General features: G+C 48.3%; 14 protein-coding genes and 2 tRNA genes. 1 reads left to right on the top strand and 15 read right to left on the bottom strand.

The features are described from left to right. Window positions 1-83 precede the first annotated feature (83 nt). The 4 genes from DWZ56_RS21375 to DWZ56_RS21365 all read right to left on the bottom strand — a co-directional run bounded on the left by DWZ56_RS21375 (window position 84) and on the right by DWZ56_RS21365 (window position 1,287). A complete protein-coding gene (locus DWZ56_RS21375) occupies window positions 84-440 on the bottom strand; it encodes a helix-turn-helix domain-containing protein (protein WP_118558654.1) in 357 nt (118 codons plus the stop codon). 134 nt (window positions 441-574) lie between these two features. Continuing rightward, window positions 575-709 carry a hypothetical protein gene (locus DWZ56_RS23385; RefSeq protein WP_279220329.1) on the bottom strand — a complete coding sequence of 45 codons (135 nt, stop codon included), beginning with the start codon at window positions 707-709 and terminating at the stop codon, window positions 575-577. Window positions 710-1,042: 333 nt separating this feature from the next. Then, a tRNA-Glu gene (locus tag DWZ56_RS21370) sits at window positions 1,043-1,114 on the bottom strand. Between the two features lie 99 nt (window positions 1,115-1,213). After that, window positions 1,214-1,287: transfer RNA gene (locus tag DWZ56_RS21365), tRNA-Pro, on the bottom strand. Window positions 1,288-1,599: 312 nt separating this feature from the next. Between DWZ56_RS21365 and DWZ56_RS21360 the strand changes: the two genes are divergently transcribed. Further along, window positions 1,600-2,460 (top strand): nitroreductase family protein, encoded by an 861-nt coding sequence (locus tag DWZ56_RS21360; protein WP_118558653.1) that lies wholly within the window; start codon window positions 1,600-1,602, stop codon window positions 2,458-2,460. A 66-nt stretch (window positions 2,461-2,526) separates the two neighbouring features. Here DWZ56_RS21360 and DWZ56_RS21355 read toward each other — a convergent pair whose 3' ends face one another. From DWZ56_RS21355 to DWZ56_RS21305, 11 genes are all read right to left on the bottom strand, one after another. Then, complete coding sequence (locus DWZ56_RS21355) at window positions 2,527-3,702, bottom strand: alanyl-tRNA editing protein (RefSeq protein ID WP_118558652.1); 1,176 nt, start codon at window positions 3,700-3,702, stop codon at window positions 2,527-2,529. Between the two features lie 39 nt (window positions 3,703-3,741). Beyond that, a complete protein-coding gene (locus DWZ56_RS21350) occupies window positions 3,742-4,926 on the bottom strand; it encodes a serine hydrolase domain-containing protein (protein WP_118558651.1) in 1,185 nt (394 codons plus the stop codon). Between the two features lie 19 nt (window positions 4,927-4,945). Then, window positions 4,946-7,840, bottom strand: a complete 2,895-nt coding sequence (locus DWZ56_RS21345) for a fucose pyrophosphorylase domain-containing protein (RefSeq protein WP_118558650.1) — start codon at window positions 7,838-7,840, stop codon at window positions 4,946-4,948. Between the two features lie 112 nt (window positions 7,841-7,952). After that, window positions 7,953-9,008: an NERD domain-containing protein gene (locus DWZ56_RS21340; RefSeq protein ID WP_118558649.1), complete on the bottom strand. Its 1,056-nt coding sequence runs from the start codon at window positions 9,006-9,008 to the stop codon at window positions 7,953-7,955. A 105-nt stretch (window positions 9,009-9,113) separates the two neighbouring features. Further along, window positions 9,114-9,893: a nucleoside phosphorylase gene (locus DWZ56_RS21335; protein ID WP_118558648.1), complete on the bottom strand. Its 780-nt coding sequence runs from the start codon at window positions 9,891-9,893 to the stop codon at window positions 9,114-9,116. Between the two features lie 47 nt (window positions 9,894-9,940). After that, complete coding sequence (recG, locus tag DWZ56_RS21330) at window positions 9,941-12,031, bottom strand: ATP-dependent DNA helicase RecG (protein ID WP_118558647.1); 2,091 nt, start codon at window positions 12,029-12,031, stop codon at window positions 9,941-9,943. 137 nt (window positions 12,032-12,168) lie between these two features. Next, the gene (locus tag DWZ56_RS21325; protein ID WP_118558646.1) at window positions 12,169-13,836 is read right to left on the bottom strand and encodes a DAK2 domain-containing protein; all 1,668 of its coding nucleotides are present in this window, start codon (window positions 13,834-13,836) and stop codon (window positions 12,169-12,171) included. A 22-nt stretch (window positions 13,837-13,858) separates the two neighbouring features. Continuing rightward, window positions 13,859-14,215 (bottom strand): Asp23/Gls24 family envelope stress response protein, encoded by a 357-nt coding sequence (locus tag DWZ56_RS21320; RefSeq protein WP_118558658.1) that lies wholly within the window; start codon window positions 14,213-14,215, stop codon window positions 13,859-13,861. A 233-nt stretch (window positions 14,216-14,448) separates the two neighbouring features. Beyond that, window positions 14,449-14,634: a 50S ribosomal protein L28 gene (gene rpmB / locus DWZ56_RS21315; protein WP_118558645.1), complete on the bottom strand. Its 186-nt coding sequence runs from the start codon at window positions 14,632-14,634 to the stop codon at window positions 14,449-14,451. 207 nt (window positions 14,635-14,841) lie between these two features. Further along, window positions 14,842-16,653 carry an ABC transporter permease gene (locus tag DWZ56_RS21310; RefSeq protein WP_118558644.1) on the bottom strand — a complete coding sequence of 604 codons (1,812 nt, stop codon included), beginning with the start codon at window positions 16,651-16,653 and terminating at the stop codon, window positions 14,842-14,844. Further along, window positions 16,650-17,333, bottom strand: coding sequence for an ABC transporter ATP-binding protein (locus tag DWZ56_RS21305; RefSeq protein ID WP_118558643.1), 684 nt, complete (start codon window positions 17,331-17,333; stop codon window positions 16,650-16,652). Before DWZ56_RS21305 ends, DWZ56_RS21310 begins: the two co-directional genes overlap by 4 nt. Window positions 17,334-17,359: the final 26 nt, after the last annotated feature.

Here is a 17,359-nt window from a genome sequence, read left to right as displayed (position 1 = left end):
TGCAAGCACTTTTTTATTCAATAGGAAATTGCAGCCTGTTGAACAATAAACGCTCTGCTTTGGATCGCACTTGCCGCAATTGTTCATTCAGCTTTATCCATGTCGCGCGACAGGGACAGGATAAATGCCCGGACATAGTGCTTCTCATCCTCGTTCAGTCTGTTCCATGCATCCACTATTTCCATCTGATCACCGGTCAGATCCAGATACGGTCCTGTTACCACGGATTCTCCCATGCCCGCAAAGAACTGTGATAAAGTAATTTCAAAACCCATGCAGATCCGGTCCAGAGTTGTAATGGTCGGCATCCTGTTCTTTCTCATGAATGAAGACAGCGTTGACTGGTTCATATCCGCTTTCGTACATAGTTCATACTTCGTAATCCCCTGGTCACAGCAAATTTCTTCGATCTTTTGAATGATCGTTTCTTCCTTTATCATAGGTATCCTCGTTTCTAATCTGTATAATTACATTCTAATCAGAAACGCTTGGATGTTTAATCTCTTTTAGTGAACTATATACTTCTAATCTGCGAAGTATTGAGTATAAAAAAATAAGAACTATCGAAATCGTTCTATTGCGGTCTGCCATCCAGTTTTTCAACTATATTTTTCCAGATACGTTCTTTTCTTTCATTATTCCATTTCAAAGCTGTCAGATCCGCCTTCTGTACCTTCACTGTTCTTATATTTTTCTTTATTGCTTTCATTTGCATCCTCTCCTCAAGCTCAATTTCTATTAAAAGCATACATCAAAATAAAAATCTTGTCCATTTTTTTCTTTCGACATTTTTCTAGCATTTTCACGCTTGGAGAGGTATGTGGTCCCAGGCGGAGCATTTTTCATTTCATAGCCATACTTCTCTATGAAACAAGAAAGAATCCCGCTCGCGGGATTCTCCGCCTGCGGCGGGTCGCTTCAGCGACATCCTTCCATTCCGCCGCAGTGCGTTCCTGCCCGGAGGGCTTTTTAATTACATAGGAGAGTTCGGAGAAATTTCCTATGTAATTAAAAAAAGACTTCGAAATTTCCGAAGTCTTAGTAGCCCGTAGGGGAATCGAACCCCTGTTTCCGCCGTGAGAGGGCGGCGTCTTAACCGCTTGACCAACGAGCCATATCATATATCAGGAAACAACAATAATCTCCTGATAGACACCTGCGCTATGTATGCCGGCAGGGCCATGCAAAAGCGATGCAACTGCTTCTGTCTTAATCGAGGCGACAAGATTCGAACTTGCGGCCTCCGCGTCCCGAACACGGCGCTCTACCAAACTGAGCCACGCCTCGATTTTGTTGTCCTGCATCACTGCTGAACACTTGAATGATTATATCTTATGTTTTTTCAAATGTCAACATATTTTTCAAAAATATTTTCATACTTTTCAAAACTGCCATTTTCAACAAATAATCAGATAAAATCCCAAAGAACTCTGTGTTTTATTGACAATGTTTTTTACTTGGGATACAATAGAACTGTATTTAAAAATTTTACAACAATTTTCTGCGATTTAAGTTCGGTTCCTGCATTGAGAAAATAGGAAGCACGCTGAAGTGTGCGTAGGTCATCAGCCTTCGGCTGGTGACAGGAGGAGGTTGGCTATGGATTATTTTACTTTGGTAGAACAGAGAAGGTCAATACGGGATTTTAAAGACAGAGATGTTTCTGCAGATCAGCTGGAAGAAATCCGTGAGTATTTTCAGGGATGCAGGCGCCTCGCCCCTGCACTTTCCATGGATATACGTTTCTATGACAGCGCTATCCAGAAAAAGCTGGAGGGTATCGCCGGCTATAAGGGCTTTGTGATCGGAGCTCCTCATTATATCCTGGTCCTATCTGAGGCCGCCGGCCATTATGTGGAAAATGCCGGATACGCCTGCGAAGACCTGCTGTTAAAACTCGCGGACATGGGGCTGGACAGCTGCTGGCTCACATTCAGGGACGCGCAGGCCATGAAGGAAGCGCTGTGCATTGACTCTGAATTAAGTCCGGTCGCTCTGCTGGCCTATGGATATGGGAAGCGTGAAAAGGAGCTTCGTCATCTGGATATTAAAAGCCCTTCCGATGTCAACATCGTGGTCCGCGAAGAACATGTTGCGCCAAAGCTTAGCGTCAATGACATGGTATATTATCAGGAGTGGGGAGAAAATGCCGAGCTGACGGTTTACATAGCGGACAACGGACTGCGCCGTGCCTTTTATGCCGCCTGTCTGTCTCCCACCTATCTAAACCGCCAGCCTTACCGCTTTATCCTGGACGAGGGGACCGTGGTCCTGATTCAAACAAAGGATGCAATGACGGACGAATATAATGCCGGGCTCAATCTGGGAATTGTCATGTTAAACTTTGCTGCCGTACTGTCCCAGAGACGCCCTGACGAACCGAAATGGATATTCGGCGAGCCGCAGAAGCATTATGATATACCGGACGGCTGTCAAATCATTGCTTACTGTCTTGTTTGACCTTTCAAAACGAATAAGGGGGCGGCCGCATGCTGTGATACATCGCAGCGGGCGGCCGCCCCATCTTTATTCTGACATGTGCCTGTCCTGCACTGCATCAGCAAACCATTGTTCTATCTTTTCCCGGCCTGCCTTCACAGATCCCTGCACCATCTGTGCCGCCCCGCCGCCGCGGCCGTTTAAAGCACTGTTACAAGATTTTCCGAGTTCCCGGCAGTCCAGATTACCGCTCCCGATCACATACTGGTACCCCTGCTGTTCATTGCCGGAAAAGACAGCGGCAGTCCCTTCCAGACGTTCCATATAGGCATTCGCCAGAAATCTAATCTCTGCGGGGGTCAGATCTGTCTCTATAGCCAGTACGTTCTTCCTGCCCGCTGTCTCATTCTCAGCCTTGCAAGCATACAGTTCCCTCTGCAGATGGTCCTTTTTCTCCTTAAGAACTTCCATCTCCGCCATGAGGCGCTCCACCGCTTCTGTCACGTAATCCGGCTTTGAAGAAAGACGGACGGACAGCGCGGCGATCTGTCCGCTTCGCTTATCATAGTCCTTAAGCGCTCTGAATCCGCAGAGCATGCTCACTCTGGTTCCGCCCTTGTATCTCTCGCTTCCGGTTATCTTTATGATGCCGATTTCACCTGTACAACTGACATGGGGGGCGCAGCAGGCACACCGGTCGATTCCCGGTATCGTTACGATTCTGACCGGACCGTCAATTTCAATTTTACTGCGGTATTCCATAGATGCCAGTTCATCCGGTTCGGGAAAAGCGGCGGTTATACGAAGATTAGCCGTGACGGTACGGTTCGCCTGCAGTTCGATTTCCCTAAGCTCCTCTGCCGTTATTGCGCCGTTAAAATCCATCGTGATTGCCTCGCTTCCCATATGGAAGCCCACATTGCTGTAACCAAAGCGGCTGTGTACCAGTCCTGAAACAATGTGCTCACCGCTGTGATTCTGCATGCATGAAAATCTCCGGCCCCAGTCCAGGCGGCCGATCACCTGACTGCCCACAGCGACCGGATCTGTCAGCATGTGGCGGATCAACCCATCCTGTTCTTGCACATCGGTCACTCTTATACCGTCTATTGTACCGGTGTCGGCCGGCTGTCCCCCTCCTTCCGGAAAAAATACGGTTCTGTCCAGTATTACCGCAAACCTGTTTTCTGCCTCTTCACACCTAAGGACAACAGCCTCCATGGAGTCTAAGTGGCTGTCCGCGTAATATAATTTTTCTGTCATACCTTACCGTTCCTTATCTAAAAATTGCTGCACCTTATATTATTCCAGAGCTCCGTATACAATCTGACGCATCTTCCTGCGGTTTCTCTGTATGACGGGGCTGTCCGCTGCCTGAATAAAATGAAAGAATACCAGGTCATCCGCCGGATCCATAAAGAAATAATTGCCCATCCAGCCGTCCCAGCCAAATTCTCCGACACTGCAGTTCGAGCCGGCCTGTGCCGGATCTTCCATTGTTCTCATCAGATTGCCGTAGCCATAACCCCAGCAGCTTTCCCAGTTAGTGGTAACACTCTGCTCTTTAGTCAGCTGTCCGGTCCGCATGAATCTGACCGTCCTCGGGCCCAGAATTCTTCTTCCCTCATAGCTGCCGCCGCCCAAAAGCATCAGCGCAAACTTTGTCATATCACACATGGTGGAGACCAGTCCCGCCCCGCCGGACTCAAAGGCAGGCGCAGACAGCCAGTCCCCTACGCACAGATGCAGATCCTCATAATGCACCAGCTTCCCCTGCTGCTGATCGTAGCGGAATGCCTCCGCAAACCGGTCTGTTTTTTCCGGAGGCACATAAAACCCGGTATCCACCATTCCCAGGGGATCAAATATTTCCTGCTTCAGAAAGCTTCCGAAGCTCTGTCCCGCAATCGCTTCGATCACCGCGCCCAGGATATCGGCGGACACGCTGTACATCCAATGGTCTCCCGGCTGAAACGCCATCGGAATATGGCTTAAGCCGACAACGAAATCTCTTGTGGAGGTTTCCTTTCCCTCTCTCATTTCCGCCTTGATCTGTTCAAAATACTCGTGGACACGGTTTCCCGTCCAATTGCCTTCGCTAGCGTCCGGATATGGAATCGGTGAAGTCATATTGAGCAGGTCCCGGACAAGGATCGGCCGGTCTGCGTCCACAAGTCCGTCTATTGTATATACTTTCTGGTCTTCGAAATCCTCCAGATATTCGCTCACAGGCGTAAACAGATCCAGCATTCCGCGCTCATATAAAATCATCGCGGCTGCCGACGTGACGGGCTTGCTCATGGAAAACAACCGTATGATAGTATCTTCCTTCATCGGCGTCCCCTTCTTCGTATCCGCACAGCCGGCACTGTAACGGTACACTTCCCTGCCCTTATATATCACGCTTGCAGCAGCGCCCTTCACTTCGTCCCTCTCCACTTCCTGATCCAGAACATGTCTCAAATAGTCCAGATGATGGATGTTCATACGATAAAGCCTCCCTGATTCAGCACCAGAAGCTGCAGTTCCAGGCTCCTACACCGGAATCCGCAAACACTTCATTGAGCCGTTCTTTTAATTCCTCTATACCGATTCCCTTTTTCAATATCACCTGGAGAAACCCGCCTCCGCCGGCCCCACAGATCATCTTGCCGTCAATCAGATCGTCGATTGCCAGGAATATCTGATCGATACAGGTATTGGTACAACCGCTGTCCAGCTTTTTGGAAAGCTCCCAATGCTCGCTTAGCAGTTTTGCAAAGCCGTCCACATTGCCCTTCTCCAGCTCAAAGCGCATCAGTACCGCGATCCGCTGAATCTCATAGAGCACTTCCAGGGACGTAGGGTTTGCTCCGATATATCTGCCGACCACCTCTCTTAGCAGGTTGCGCGCCAGCCTCCTCTGGCCGGTATAAATGACCGCAAATCGTTCATCCAGTTCTTTAAGAGCTGCCTCGCTGATATTGACAGGTGTGCAGGTTACCTTCTGCTTCAGTCCGGGCTCGGCGGTGACCATCTTGATTCCCCGGGCCAGTCCGCCCACCTGATCCTGCCAGCCGCCTCCGGTCGACATGATCTGCTCCATGCACAGCACCCGGTTATAGAGATCGTTTTCGCTGATCTGCACACCCAAAAATTCATAAATTCCCTTCACACAGGCCCCCGCCAGAATCGAGCTGGTACCCAGACCGCTGCCTCTTGGTATGTTAATCACCTGTGTGGACAGATACAGGCCGCCGCCCAGGCGTCCGGTGATCTCCTCCACGCTGATTGCATCCTTATAGGGAATAACGCCGCAGGCAATCAGAGCCGCTTTGTGCAGCGCGAAGACATCGCTTGGATTGCGGCAGTCCTGAAGCTGGGCAATCTCGGTAAACTCTTTGTAAGAACCGTTGTCCGCGCTGGCCAGCACAATCCTGCTGCCCGGCACTCTGCGCAGCACCACCTCAATGGGAAAACGCCCATCCAGCGTGATCGCCGCATTCAATACCATGCCGCCGTGTTCCATACAGTAGGGAGGGGTATCCGACCAGCCGCCGCCCCAATTTACACGGACAGGCAGCCTTGTAACCACCTCATCCTTTTCAATGCGGTATTCAGGGTTATAAACGGTCCCCCTGACCGCCGCGCCAAGTATAGCATCACAGATGGTTCCAAAGCAGAGATCGGACATTCTGTCCCGATCCACCAATCTGGACAGATAATAATAGATGCGGATTTTTCTGGAAAACTGTTCCAGCTCATCCACAGACAGGCGTTCTGCCTCCTGCAGCAGTTCCGCCTTTGCGCGCTCTGAGATGCCTCTGTGGAACACTTTCACAGCTTCTTTGACAGGCACGCGGCTGTCGATGGCGCACAGCAGGGATTCCACTCTCACCTTATCATCCAGCTTGCTCTGCCAAGGCAGGATCGCCGTCACATCCGCCCGGTTGAAGCTGTCCTTCAGGCTGATCATCTCCGCAGACATTCCGCCTTTAAGCGTCTTTGTTACCGCCTCCTCCATGGTATCGCAGACCGGATACAGAGGAGCTGTCCACAGAGGCTCTGAAAGCTCGCGGCCAAACAGCCGGCATTCTTTCGGATTATCATCTACACCGTACATCCGAACCGCAAATCTTCCATCCGCAAGCTTCAATCCGTGCAGCACCGTGTTATCCTTAACAACAGCATTTTTCAACGTGACGCCGGAGATCACACACCTTTTTCCGATCACCGTTTTCTCGTCAATCCAGCTGTCCTCAATATAGCTGCCGTCTCCGATTGCGGCGTCCTTACAGATATAGCTGTTGCTGGCCGCATACCGCGTACTCATGCTGTTGGTATTGACCCTGCCGGACCAGTCCAGGAATTTATAGGCATCCATTTCCTCTGTCACCAGTGAAAGCAGCTCCCTGGTCGTCCCGAAATGGATAAATGCCGCGGGAGAAAAGCGGATCAGCTTCATGCGGTAAGGATGCAGAATCTCCCATAATCTCGTGCGCGCAGCGGTAAGCTCATCCGAAAACTCCCCTTCCGGAATCTCTTTATAATATTCCTCCAGCGTGGATTCAGAGGCCAGCGGATACAGAAAATCGGCATAAAAAGAAAGTCTGACATGTTCGTTCACAAGGTCTCTAAACTGCTCTGGCGTGCGGATCAGCTCATACAGACCGTTGAGCATGCGGCTGTTTAATATGACCGCGCCGATGTCGATGTTGACATTGTGATGGGCATCCACCGCGCCCATCTGCGTCAGCTTCTCCACCGTCTGCTTATGCAGGAAACGCCCCACATTTCCGTCCGCATCGCCTAAAAATACCCCGTGGTCCTTGCCAGTTTCCACGTCTTCCTTAATAGAAAGCGCTACCGCCCCATCACAATAGCAGTCGATCTGCAGAGGGTTAAACAGAAGGAGCACATCTCCGGAGCATACCAGCATGCCGTCCGTCATGCGCGACGGAACGCTGGACATGCAGATGATGTATTCGTCAAACAGCGTGGAACGCCGCCCGTCCGGCAGCGTGCGCGGCACCGGGCTGAACAGTTTGCCGCAGGCGGAATACTGCGGCACCCGCTTGGAGTCACCTCCGGAATGGATCACCAGTATCTTCCTTCCTGTAAAGTCCGTGGTATTTTCCCTTCCGGCAATATACCTCATCACATTCAGCGTGGCTCCCCCGGAACCCACACGTTTTCCGTCCGGATCGGGCAGCACCGCATAATGCGTTTCCTTCGGCAGTTTTCCGTGCTTTAGCCGATGGCGGATCTGCTGTTCATAAGCCTGCGCCTGCGCCTCATTTGAGGCGGTGAGCACAATATAATCCCAATGAGCATAAGCGTTCTGGCACAGAGATTTCTCGTATTCCGTATAGCAGTCCAGATAGGACTGTCTAAGAAACAGGTTCTTATAAGGTGATGGCATGTTATCCTCCAGTACTTTTCCGGCCGAAAACCGTGGATTTCAGCCGGTTTGCTGAACTAATCTTATCATAATCCCTAAAGTGTTTCAATCCATACTTTATGAGCCGGATACATTACGCATTCCGGTATTTATCCAGGATCTCTATGAGATCTTTTCCATATTTTTCCGTCTTCACCGATCCAAATCCGTTGACACCCAGCAGGCATTCCTTATCCGCTGGCATTTTTGCGATTAAATCCTCCATCTGAAGGTCATTGAATATGTAATATGGCTTTAGGCCTTCTTCTCTGCTTTTTGCAAGGCGGTAGGCCTTCAGTTCCGATATAAGCTTAGCATCCGCCTCTGCGGGCGGCGGCAAAGGATGTTCCGGTTCTGGTTCCGGCTGTAAATCTTTCTGCGAATCCGGCTGCAAAACGGTCTCCTGCATATAAGACATATATCTATCCGTATAATCCCTCTCTTTGGGCTTATGAAGCTCCAAATAGGAATTCGCCCATGCAAACAGCTCCTTGTCCGAACTTTCCATTTCCTTTGACTGGCTGCACTGTTTCCGGATATAATCAATCAGCTGATCGGCACGTATGACCTTGTCCTTCACTTCTTTCCTGGCATAGCGGTCATACAGAACAGTCTTTGGATTGGACAGAACTACAATGCTTTTATAAAAACTTTCAAAACTGCTGTCCAGCATAAGCCTTCCAAGGAAATTCTTTTTTCTGTCCATACGGATCTTTTTCATCAATTCCAGGTGGCGTTGATTCTGTGTGAGCGGAGAGTAAATTCCTTCCTTCTTTTTATGCCCGTTATAATTCACAGTACGTATAAAATCTCCTGAGCTGTTGATTTCTATATCTCCATACAGATTCTTGCATTCGATCACAAAGCAGATCTTTCTCGTAAATACCAGAAAATCAATCTGGGCGTTCAGATCCCCATCCTCCAGGTAGATATCATGAAGTACATACATAGGCATATGGCTGTTTTTCAGCTCATAGATTATGTTGTTTTCACCTGCGATCCCATATTCGAGACATTTTATATCCTGGCTGAGCCTGGCTTGCCCCTCCTTGTTCAGCCTGGGTTCGAGCTGTTTCAACTGCTCCAGCTGTCGGAGCGCATCGCTGTCCTCTTTCAGAAATCCCGGTTCCTTCATCTTGTTAAACAACATGTATAGTACCTCCGTTTTTCTCATTGGTATAATTCCAGCTCATACAATATCCCCCTTGTCTGTTCATAAATCATGGGGACTCTGTTAAAGTAGAAAAGCCTATATTTAGAGCTGCCTACGGATATGGCTATTGGAAACAAAGCAGGCAAGTTCAAGTGCCATCATAAAATATCGGGGGTCGTGTTGTGAGCCTTTATTACCAAGTTCAGACCGCGGATCCCATTCAGGGGCATCTAAAAGGTCGCCACTTTTCAAAAAATTGTAAAACTTCACGCCCCGAAAATCACAAACCGCCTGAACAGACGCACATTCCATTTCCACAGCGATACAACCGTCTTGTTTACGCTTTTCAAAATTGCCTCTTGTTTCTCGGTAAATGGCATCGGTCGTCCATGTTTTTCCAAGAACATACGGAATATTTGCTTGTTTCATAAAATCAGCAACAATATAAGAATTTTTGAGAGTAATATAATCAGCGGCAGGAGCATAATGGTAGGAGGTTCCTTCGTCACGATAAGCCTCTGTCGGTATTACAATTTTTCCTCTTGCAATCTCCTTGTCAAGACACCCTGCACCGCCGAACATAATGATTTTGTCCGTATCAACCACCGACAGAACATCCTCAACAAGACCTACCGTACAGGGGGCTCCTATACATGTCTTGTAAAAGCCAATCTTTTTGCCCTTATACTCTATCTGATAAACAGGTGTTAGCCCGGCAGCCGAGTATAGTGTTGCAATCTGCGTGCAGTTGAAATGATTCTTTATGTATTCCTCGATGATATACGAAAATGTAATAATCATCACATCAACCAAAGGGACACCTGCTTTTCTTTTCGGCTCTATGATAGCTGCCGTTTGATTATCGAAAGAATTTGTTATCATCTTAGAATCTTCCTCATTTATTTTAACTTTCCGATTTCTATTTTATATCAAAGAGCGAGCTTATCCATGCTTTCTGTCCAGTATTCCCTAAGGCGCCTTCCAAGCTCTGCGTTTTCCTCTGACTCAAGATCAGGATCAGCCTTAAGTATCCGTTCAGCCGCTTCCGCAGTTTCCTTCAGTATATTGGCATCGGTAAAGATATCACCGATCGCAAATTCCATCATGCCGCTCTGTCTGATGCCGAAAAAGTCACCGGGCCCCCGCAGTTTTAAGTCCTCCGAAGCGATGAAAAATCCGTCGTTGGATTTATTTAATATCTCCAGCCGCCTGCCGGTGTCCTCTCCTCCGTTCCCATTGACAAAGATGCAATAGGACTGGTGTTCTCCTCTGCCCACCCGGCCTCTTAACTGATGCAGCTGTGCCAGGCCGAACCGCTCTGCGTTTTCCACCATCATAACGGTGGCATTAGGTACATTGACCCCCACCTCCACCACGGTAGTGGAGACCAGAACCTGTATCTCATTGGCGGCAAACCGCTCCATCACTTCATTCTTTTCTTTCGGCCTCATCTTGCCGTGCAGGTATTCCACCCGGATGGCAGGGGGAAGCACCCGGCGGAGCTTTTCCGTATATTCAATCACATTCTCCGCTTCCACCATATCGCTCTCTTCTACCATAGGGCAGATGACATACGCCTGGCGGCCGGCCTGAATCTCATTTTCAATAAAGCGGTACGCCCGATCTCGATAATCTGTTCCCACCACGCAGTTTTTGATCGGCAGCCGGTTGGCGGGCAGCTCATCAATGATCGAGATGTCCAGATCCCCGTACAGGATGATCGCCAGGGTGCGCGGGATCGGAGTCGCGCTCATAACCAGGACATGGGGCGTCTTCTCACTTTCAAGCCCCTTTTCCGAGAAGACCTCTCTCTGATGCACGCCAAAACGGTGCTGCTCGTCCGTGATCACCAGCGCAAGCTTATCATAGACAACCTTTTCCTGAATCAGCGCATGGGTGCCGATGACGATATCCGCCCTATGCTCAGCGATCTCGGTATAGGCCAGCTTCTTTTCTTTGGCAGTCATGGATCCTGTGAGCAGCACAGCCTTTCTAGCAATTCCGTATTTCTCCATCATTTCATTGACGGATTCATAATGCTGTCTGGCCAGCACTTCGGTAGGGGCCATCATCGCGGACTGATATCCGTAATCTGCAACCGTAAGCATGGCCAGTACGGCGATAATTGTCTTGCCGGATCCCACGTCGCCCTGGATCAGCCGGTTCATCAGATACTCTCCGGCCAGATCCTTTCGGATTTCATCCCAGACTTTTTTCTGTGCATTCGTCAGCTGATACGGCAGTTTTTCCAGAAGCTGTGACGCGGAAGAGCACTCCTTCATGACATAACCGTTGCGCACCCCGTCCTGCTGATCCTTCATCCGGCGTACAGTGAGGATGAAGACCAGGAATTCATCAAACACCAGACGGCGTCTGGCATAGAGCAGATCCTCTTCCGATTTGGGAAAATGGATATTCTGCACTGCAAAATTATACTCGGCCAGCCGATACTCCTTACGGACAGGCTCCGGCAGATATTCCTTCTGCATGGGATATTTCTCCAACGCCTGTTTCACCGCACCTGTCACCAGCTTGTTGGTCAGACCGTTCACCAACGGATAGATCGGACGCAGGGTATCCATCTGCTCCTCATAATGATTCAGGCGGTAGATAATGGGCTGTTCCATGGCAAGGCCCGCCTGATGCTTCACCGCCTTCCCGCGAAATACAAATCGGCTGCCGGCCTTCAGCGTGCTGCGCATATAAGGCATATTAAACCAGGTCAGCTGCAGAATACCGGTTTCATCCCGGATCACAGCATTTATGATCTGAAGATTACGCACCCGCTTCACCGTTGCATCCTTTGTCAGCATGCCGCAGACTGCCTGGATCTTTCCGGCTTCCAGATTAGCAATCGGTACCGGTGCCTGGAATTTAACGTAAGAGCGCGGATAATAATGCAGCAGGTCATCGATTGTTTCGATACCTGCCTTATGAAAAATCTTTTCTGTCTTTTCGCCGATTCCTTTCAGGGTAGTGATGCTCTGATTCATAACTTTTTCTGCCTTTCTGCGACTCATTTCCCATTCATTTTAACAGTTCAGACATCCGATCGGTTCCGGTAAAACAGGAAAAGGGAACATCTCCCTGCAGGCATTCAGCATCCGCAGAGAGCATGTCCCCCAATTATCCGTTTGTATGGCAACGCACTGATGGCTTATTCCACAGACATAATATAATAATAAACCGGCTGGCCTCCCCGATGGAATTCAATGTCACAGTCCGGATAAGCCTCCGCCACCTTCGCATTAAGCGCCTCTGCGGACTCCTGCTTGATATCTTCGCCATAGTAAATACTGATCAGCTCGGAATCCTCATCCACCATGGAATCCAGCATCATAAGCGCGGTCTCCGCCACTTCTTTGCCCACCGCCAGGATGCCTGTATCACCGATTCCCATGATATCTCCGGCCTCAATATCCTTGCCGTCTATGGAAGTGTTGCGCACCGCATAGGTCACCTGTCCGGTCTTTACTCTGGCCATCTCTGCGGTCATCAGTTCCGCGTTTTCTTCCGGAGTTTTATCCGGAGCAAAGTTGATGATTGCGGTGATGCCCTGCGGAACCGTCTTCGAAGGGATCACGATAATCTTTTTATCCTTTTCCAGGTTTTTCGCCTGTTCTGCCGCCAGGATAATATTTTTGTTATTAGGGAAGATGTAAATCACATCCGCATTTACCTGATCAATGGCATTCAGCATATCCTCTGTGCTGGGATTCATTGTCTGCCCGCCTTCTACCAGGTAATCCACATTCAGGCCGTCGAAGATCTCATTGAGCCCATCTCCGACAGAAATGGAGATAAACCCATAGGGCTTTCTCGGCCCCTTATCCTTCTGCTGCTCTTCCAGCGCTTTCTTTTCGGCTTCTTTGAACAGTTTCTCCTGATGCTCTTCTCTCATGTTATCGATCTTGATCCTGGATAAGGAACCGTACGTCAACGCCTTCTGGAGTGCCAACCCCGGGTCGTTGGTATGTACGTGCACCTTGATCAGGTCCTCGTCCGATACCACTACGATGGAATCTCCGATGGATTCCAAATATTTCTTGAAAGAATTTTCCTTCGCAAAATCAAACGCTTTTTCAATGTTTACAATAAATTCGGTGCAGTAACCGAATTTAATATCCGCGGTTTCCACTTCTTCTGTGGACACATTGGATACAAAGGCACTGGTACCTGTAGTCTCAAAGGAAGAAAGATCGATCTCTTTTCCCAGAAATGCGTCATATGCGCCCTTAAGCGCCTGCATGAGGCCCTGTCCGCCGGAATCCACAACACCTGCCTGTTTTAAAACCGGCAGCATCTCCGGAGTCTGGCTTAACACATAATCCCCGTGCTCCAGAACTGCTTTTAACATCTCTTCCAGATCTTCGGTTTCTTCTGCCAGCTGGGATGCCTTATCCGCCATCCCGCGCGCCACAGTCAGTATAGTGCCCTCCTTTGGCTTCATAACAGCCTTATAGGCGGTCTCCGTCGCCCGCTGAAACGCATTGGCCATAACGCCCGCATTGATCTCATCCACTGATTTAATCTCCTTGGTAAAACCTCTAAGAAGCTGGGAAAGGATAACCCCGGAATTGCCTCTGGCCCCTCTAAGGGAACCGGAAGAAATGGCTTTTGCCAGGTTTTCCAGAGTGGGCTCCTTTATATTCTGCACTTCTTTGGCTGCTGACATGATGGTCAGAGTCATATTGGTCCCTGTGTCTCCGTCCGGAACCGGAAATACATTCAGCTCATTAATCCATTCTTTTCTTGCCTCTAAACTCTTTGCGCCTGCCAAAAACATCTTCTTCAGCATTTTGGCATCTATTGTGCTTACCGCCACGTGACTGCTCCTCCTAATCTCATCAATCTATTACTCTCACACCTTCAACGAAGATGTTGATTTTCTCCACTTCAATACCGGTAAACTGCTCGACTTTATACTTCACAGTTTCGATCAGGTTATCCGATACCGCGGAAATGCTGACACCGTATACAACGATCACGTGAAAATCTATCGTCAGCCTGTTGTCTTCCACAGACACATTGATGCCATGAGTTAAGCTGTCCCGCTTTAAGAGCCTTACAAGGCCGTCCTTCATGCTGATCGCCGCCATGCCCACGATGCCGAAGCATTCAATCGCAATTGTTCCTGCAAAACGGGCGATTACTTCCGTATCTATCACAATCTCGCCTATCTGGTTGCTGATTCGACACTTCATCTTTTTACCTCCGTTACTATATTCTCTGCTGCTCATTCTTTTTTTGATGTATGAAACCGGCTTTTTATTGAACACAGAAATTCTATCTTACATATTATACCCTCTTTTAATGGAAAAGGAAAGATATTTTTACATTTAATAGTTACCCCTGTTGAACAAAAAACCGCCTGTCGGTATTTACACTGACAGGCGGTCACCTTTGCGTATACGTATTCATACGGGTCATCTGCAGATTAAGCTCTTTCAACTAAGCCGGACTTCAGACAAGAAGTACAAACGTACATCTTCTTAGCAGCTCCGTTCACTTTAACCTTTACAGATTTTACATTTGCTTTCCACATTTTGTTGGATCTTCTATGGGAGTGGCTCACTGCGTTACCAAAATGAGCGCCCTTTTGACAAATAGCACATTTAGCCATGATTGCACCTCCTTAAATCTATTAGGTCAACCATAGCGCTGACCCACAACAAACTATATAATACCAGATGATATCAAAAAAAGCAAGCACAAAATAGCATTTTTCGATGAATTTTTGATACAGTGGTTACTATTCTCGGTTGTCGTAAACCTACCGCGAATGACAGGGCAGAGTATGGGAAGTTTACGGCATCTGTGAATAGCCCCCTTACAGATCGTTTATCGTTTCTGTGATTTCCATACTGCGTATCCTTTTTGTTGGAGCATACACCGCCAGAATTGCTGCAAGCATAACAAATAAAATAATAACTGCCACCAGAGATGCCGGAAAATTCCACACTGCATAAGTAAAATGCTCTGTAATGAGGAAATCGTATAACAGTTTGCTAAAAAGCAATCCAATCCCGCACCCGGCTGCGCATCCCCAGAAAGCATAGGTAAATGCCTCTGCAGCAATCATCTTTGTGATTTGACGCTCATCCATTCCCACCGCACGCATTGCCCCATATTGCTTCATCCTTGCCGACACGCTCATGGAAATGCTGTTGACTATGTTCAGCACCGTAACTAATGTGATAATTACTAAAAAGCCATAGACACAGGCAACAAATGCAAGATATGTTCCGCCAGTCCGTTCACCGCGATTATCACTGAAATTATAATTGCTTCCTACTGTATCAGAAATTGCCTGCACATCCTCGTCAGCTGCATTCTGCTCCATTTGTACCATGAGAAGTGTATAGTCGGTCACACCCGTCAAACGGGTAAATGTTTCACCGGAGATTATGAGGGTCATCTTTCCATCCGTCAGACCGTCACTGCTAAATAAATCATATTTTAACAAACCAGCGATTTCGAGTTCTTCATCCCCAACCAGAATTTTATCTCCAATTTTCCAGGAACAGCTTCGGTCCCATGTTGCAAGGGCATAATGGCTGTCCTCATAAACCTTTGACAAATTGCTGCCCCGCTGCAGCATGCCGTCTTTTTCCAGACAGTCTAAATCAAACTCATCAAAAGAAATCATGTCCACTGTTGTGGAAAGCGTTTTGTCACCGTTTAGTCCTGCCGGAATATCAAAGGCGCTTCTGCGGCCATAAACCTGTTTCACACCTTCCATGCTGCCGATCGTTTCCGCCAGATTGGTACTGATAGAATTTATACCATCACTGCTTGAAATGCTTATATCAGAAGCAGCGGCAGATTGGGGCATCAAATAGTTGACAAACTCGATCAGTACAGAAAAACTTAAAAACAGGATAATGCTTAGGGCAAAGGAGCCCGTCATCAGGATGAGATTTTTCTTCACGGAAACAGCATGGTGAATCCCCAACGCAGTCTCGATTTTGGCGAGCCGGATATTCACGGAATGGCGCACTTTATTACCGTTTTCTGAATTGCCTGTAACTGCTGTAATAGGAGACACCTTTGCGGCCCGTTTGGACGGAGAACCCGCCGCAAATAGTACCGTAACAACACCAACGATAATGCCGCTGACAATCCCAATGATGCTGACTCTGAAAAGAGGGATCTCGGAAAACTCTTCACCAACAAGAAACCTCAAAGCTGCGCACAGTCCCCAGGTAGTTATAATTCCAAGTCCCAGGCCTATGGGAACCGCTGTTTTACACCAATTCAAAGCTTCCAGTCTCACAAAACGAATAATTTGCTGCCTGCTCATTCCGATGCAGCGCATCATTCCAAAGAATCTCGTTCTTTGAGCAACAAGGCTGTTCATGCTGCTTGAAATCATCAATACTCCGGCAATCAAAATTAACAAGAACAATATCCCCGCTATCAGGATCAGTGACTGCCCCATTTCACTGCTGAACAATTCTTGAAATGACAGGCTGCCATGTTTATGAAGCAGCCTTGACTGCTCCATTCTGGCGCCCATCTCAGCCATACTAAATACAGCCGTGACCATAAACACAGCAAAGATAATGCATAGCAGCGTCATACGGTTCTGCCTTCTGCGAACTTTGGCGGAGATTGGAATAAGGCTTAGATAACTCTTCATTCCCTGCACCTCCCCAGATCAGTCAATACACCATCCATCACCTGCAATACCCGATCCGCGGACTGCGCAATACCGTTGTTATGTGTAATCATGATGATTGTCTGCTCATACATCTTGGAAGCTTCTTTCAGAAGCGTAATGACCTCCCTGCTGTTTTGGGAATCCAGATTGCCGGTCGGCTCATCCGCAAGGATCAGAGACGGGCGCATGATGAGTGCGCGGCCGATGGCTGCTCTCTGTTGCTGCCCCCCGGATAACTGGCTTGGCAGATGATCCCTGCGTCCCTTCAGATTCAGCACCTCAAGCAGTTCTTCCAGATATTTTTTATTTGGTTTCTGGTAGTCCAGCAGCATAGGAAAAATTATATTCTGCTCAACCGTCAACTCCGGAATCAGATTAAACCCCTGAAAAATAAAACCGATATTCCGGCGGCGGAAAACTGTCAGCGCCTTATCTTTCATTGAAAAAATATCCTTGCCGTCGATCTGCACCGTGCCGGATGTAGGCGTATCAAGCGCTCCCAGCATATTTAAAAGTGTACTTTTGCCGGATCCGGATTCACCCACAATCGCTACATATTCCCCTTTAGGAACGGAAAAGCTGACATCCTTCAGCGCTTTTACAGCGGTTTCTCCGCTGCCATAAGTCTTGCAAATATGATTGACTTCTAACAAATTCATAGGTAAGCACCTCTTTCAAAATATTT

It is taken from the genome of Lachnotalea sp. AF33-28, assembly GCF_003477885.1.
Taxonomy (GTDB): Bacteria; Bacillota; Clostridia; order Lachnospirales; family Lachnospiraceae; genus AF33-28.
The sequence above is the reverse complement of the archived record's forward strand: the minus strand, read 5'-3'. Positions and strand labels throughout refer to the sequence as shown.

Excerpts from the sequence above, each read along its gene's own strand:
- DWZ56_RS21320 (WP_118558658.1), bottom strand. The coding sequence starts at position 14,215 with ATGAAGTGTCGAATCAGCAACCAGATAGGCGAGATTGTGATAGATACG.
- DWZ56_RS21335 (WP_118558648.1), bottom strand. The coding sequence starts at position 9,893 with ATGATAACAAATTCTTTCGATAATCAAACGGCAGCTATCATAGAGCCG.
- DWZ56_RS21340 (WP_118558649.1), bottom strand. The coding sequence starts at position 9,008 with ATGTTGTTTAACAAGATGAAGGAACCGGGATTTCTGAAAGAGGACAGC.
- DWZ56_RS21350 (WP_118558651.1), bottom strand. The coding sequence starts at position 4,926 with ATGAACATCCATCATCTGGACTATTTGAGACATGTTCTGGATCAGGAA.
- DWZ56_RS23385 (WP_279220329.1), bottom strand. The coding sequence starts at position 709 with ATGAAAGCAATAAAGAAAAATATAAGAACAGTGAAGGTACAGAAGGCG.
- DWZ56_RS21355 (WP_118558652.1), bottom strand. The coding sequence starts at position 3,702 with ATGACAGAAAAATTATATTACGCGGACAGCCACTTAGACTCCATGGAG.
- recG (WP_118558647.1), bottom strand. The coding sequence starts at position 12,031 with ATGAGTCGCAGAAAGGCAGAAAAAGTTATGAATCAGAGCATCACTACC.
- DWZ56_RS21345 (WP_118558650.1), bottom strand. The coding sequence starts at position 7,840 with ATGCCATCACCTTATAAGAACCTGTTTCTTAGACAGTCCTATCTGGAC.
- rpmB (WP_118558645.1), bottom strand. The coding sequence starts at position 14,634 with ATGGCTAAATGTGCTATTTGTCAAAAGGGCGCTCATTTTGGTAACGCA.
- DWZ56_RS21305 (WP_118558643.1), bottom strand. The coding sequence starts at position 17,333 with ATGAATTTGTTAGAAGTCAATCATATTTGCAAGACTTATGGCAGCGGA.
- DWZ56_RS21375 (WP_118558654.1), bottom strand. The coding sequence starts at position 440 with ATGATAAAGGAAGAAACGATCATTCAAAAGATCGAAGAAATTTGCTGT.
- DWZ56_RS21360 (WP_118558653.1), top strand. The coding sequence starts at position 1,600 with ATGGATTATTTTACTTTGGTAGAACAGAGAAGGTCAATACGGGATTTT.
- DWZ56_RS21310 (WP_118558644.1), bottom strand. The coding sequence starts at position 16,653 with ATGAAGAGTTATCTAAGCCTTATTCCAATCTCCGCCAAAGTTCGCAGA.